This window comes from Bradyrhizobium sp. NAS80.1, assembly GCF_001908205.1.
Lineage (GTDB): Bacteria > Pseudomonadota > Alphaproteobacteria > Rhizobiales > Xanthobacteraceae > Bradyrhizobium.
Genome location: NZ_LGHL01000371.1, coordinates 1 through 2,547, shown reverse-complemented (window position 1 = coordinate 2,547; position 2,547 = coordinate 1). Strand labels below are relative to the sequence as shown.

The window sequence follows — 2,547 nt, the reverse complement described above, 5'->3', positions numbered from 1 at the left end:
AAGCGAACGCACACGCGCCGTCTCTAGCCTGAGCAATCATGGGCACCTCCCAATAGCGGGAAAGGGCTAGCCAACCTTTTCGTTCCGCGATCTTCTCGGTTGTAATGTTGTTCCGACGGTGCGGTGCGAGAGGATTGTGTTGGGCATAGTTCCCTCAAAGAGCCGGGGGGGGCGGGTTCTGGAAATCGGAAGGGACCAATCCCCGAACGCGGCGGCGGTCCAACGTTAGCGGCCGCAGGTTGCGGGTTTTTTCGGAAGGAATACCTTCAGGTTTCAACCACCGAAGTTTGCTGAACAGGTGTTTCCATGTCCGGACCGCCTCCGATCCCGCTGCAACTGCGCATCCTGCGCGGCAATCCAAGCAAGCGGCCGTTGCGGCCCGAGCCGCAGCCCGCCGTCGATCCGCAATGTCCGGAGCCGCCGCCTTTCGTGACGGGTTATGCGGCCGACGAATGGTGGCGCGTCGGGCCGGAGCTTCACAGGCTTGGCTTGCTGACTGCGGTCGATATCGCGGTATTGGCCGCCTATTGCACGAGTTATCAGCTTTGGCGGCAGGCTCAGGAAGCATTGGAGCGCATGGCCAACCGCGACGACAGCATGCACGGTCTATTGGTCAAGAGCGCGGACGGTAACGCGCGTCGTAATCCGCTGGTCAAGATCGCTGCCGACGCAGCGGCCGATATGCTGCGGTATGCGGGCGAATTCGGCCTAACACCTGTCGCCCGCAGCAGGCTCGCCGTCGGTGTTCATCCGAAATCGCCGGGCAAGTTCGACGGCTTGCTCGGCTAGTCAAGCTGAACCCGTCCGCTCGTCAAGGAGGGAGGCCGCGTCCGCTCTTACGCCGATAGCGGCACAAATGCAGACTTCTCTGTAGGTCCGAGCCGGGCCAACAGGCGACATCGCGCGTGCACTCCTCTGGACAATTTTCTGAGTGAAGCCTTGGCGTTCACCCGTAAAGGTCAAAGTGAATGCGACTTTTCTTGTTGGCGAGCGCTACGGCCGCCTCTCGACGCATGCTTGCGCACGTAGCGGATGAGTAGCCTTTACGAATAATTACGCATCAGATTCTATATTCACCAAAACTTCCCCGGCGATGATTTCGGGGTCTCCAAGATTAAGGTCATAAAGGCTTGCTTTAACAAACCCCAGTACTTTTTCGTTCGCCGCATTGGCGCTTTCGCGGTCCTCGAATATCATCACAGCGACACCGACGCCTTCGCCCCCATCCAGTACATAATAAGATCTAAATCCGTGCGATTTCCTTAGGATCTGAACGATGCCGCTTTTGGCGCGGCGAGCAGCATCCGCAACCGAGCGAACCTTCGTGTACTTTCGAATGACTATGTACATGACGCCACCCATGCGTCTCAGTTCCAGCCCCACGCATCAAAGCATATCGGGCCCCTGCTGGACTAGGGCCTACTTCCGAGATGGGTCATTCTCGACCAACTCTGCGGGCTTCGGCTACCGTTCGACGTCTGCTCCTCCCCGAAAGCGATCTGCTTACTGCGTCGCAACGAAATGACGCGAAGGGCCCAGAAGCGGAAGTTACGACGCTTTGCGTGAAGTCCGCTAAGGGCCGAAAAATAGCTGACTACGAGCGCCGTCCTATGCGCCAATCGCAGGCAAAGTGCGTTATAATCTTTTTAGGGCGACGGAAGGCTGATGCTTCAATGACATCGTGGCTACTTCCTGAAGTCCCGCTCTTTCTCCTGACTGCCATCGCTACGCATTTGGTTATGTCATTTGCGCAGACAGTGATGCATTATAAACTCGGTCACCATCCCATGGGCGGCCGATTCTTTCATAATCACATCGACTTCCATCACACCTATTATTCCAAAGATCATCTCGTCTCACGAACCTACCTCGGTGACGAGGGCAACAACACACCGTTTTTCTTTATCCCTTTGTTTCTCGTCGGCGGATGCGCATATTTCCTGCTGCCGCTCAGTCTTTTTGTGGCGATGGTCATCGGAAGCGCGGCATCGTTTTATGCGCACGTCTTTTTCGACAAGGAATACCACGTGGAGGGATCGCGGCTTCAGCGATTTGCGTGGTTCAGACGGATGCAGGAGCTGCACTTCATTCATCACCGGCACGCGAACAGAAATTTTGCCGTGATCCGCCTCTTCTGGGATAGGCTTCTCGGCACCTATCGAGGGTCGGATGCCGGTTGCATAGAATCAGACGACTCTAATATTTCGGTTCAACAGAACTCAAAAGGGCGGGAATTCTACGTGACGCATGTCCGTCCTGGGTCATTTTCGACCGAGTCAGCGGGCTTTGCCTGCCAGCTGATGTCCGCTTCGCTCCAAAAGCAACGTAATTTCTGCACGACAGCAAAATGGCGCGATGGGGCCAACAAGCGACATTTGGAATGAAAGAGGACGCCAATTGAGGCGGCCTTACTCCGAGGGCAGGACGGTGGGGGTGCATCAAGTCCCGCATCTGCTGCAAGAAGTCCTGCATCTGCTGCGAGTCGGCAATCACGCTTGCGGTGGGATGCATCGCGTCCCGTTTCTGCTGTAGGTCGGCGATCACGCC

Annotated in this window: 3 protein-coding genes; 2 read left to right on the top strand and 1 reads right to left on the bottom strand. The window is 56.5% G+C overall.

Annotation, left to right across the window (positions count from 1 at the left end; translation table 11 throughout):
* Nucleotides 1-306: 306 nt before the first annotated feature.
* Nucleotides 307-789: a phage terminase small subunit P27 family gene (locus tag AC629_RS43525; RefSeq protein WP_084810740.1), complete on the top strand. Its 483-nt coding sequence runs from the start codon at nt 307-309 to the stop codon at nt 787-789.
* A gap of 264 nt (nt 790-1,053) precedes the next feature.
* On the opposite strand, the gene AC629_RS43520 is transcribed toward AC629_RS43525, so the two are convergent.
* Complete coding sequence (locus tag AC629_RS43520; protein WP_084810741.1) at nt 1,054-1,350, bottom strand: hypothetical protein; 297 nt, start codon at nt 1,348-1,350, stop codon at nt 1,054-1,056.
* 323 nt (nt 1,351-1,673) lie between these two features.
* Here AC629_RS43520 and AC629_RS43515 point away from each other — a divergent pair, with 323 nt between their 5' ends.
* A complete protein-coding gene (locus AC629_RS43515) occupies nt 1,674-2,384 on the top strand; it encodes a sterol desaturase family protein (RefSeq protein ID WP_168195751.1) in 711 nt (236 codons plus the stop codon).
* The last annotated feature ends 163 nt before the right edge of the window (nt 2,385-2,547 follow it).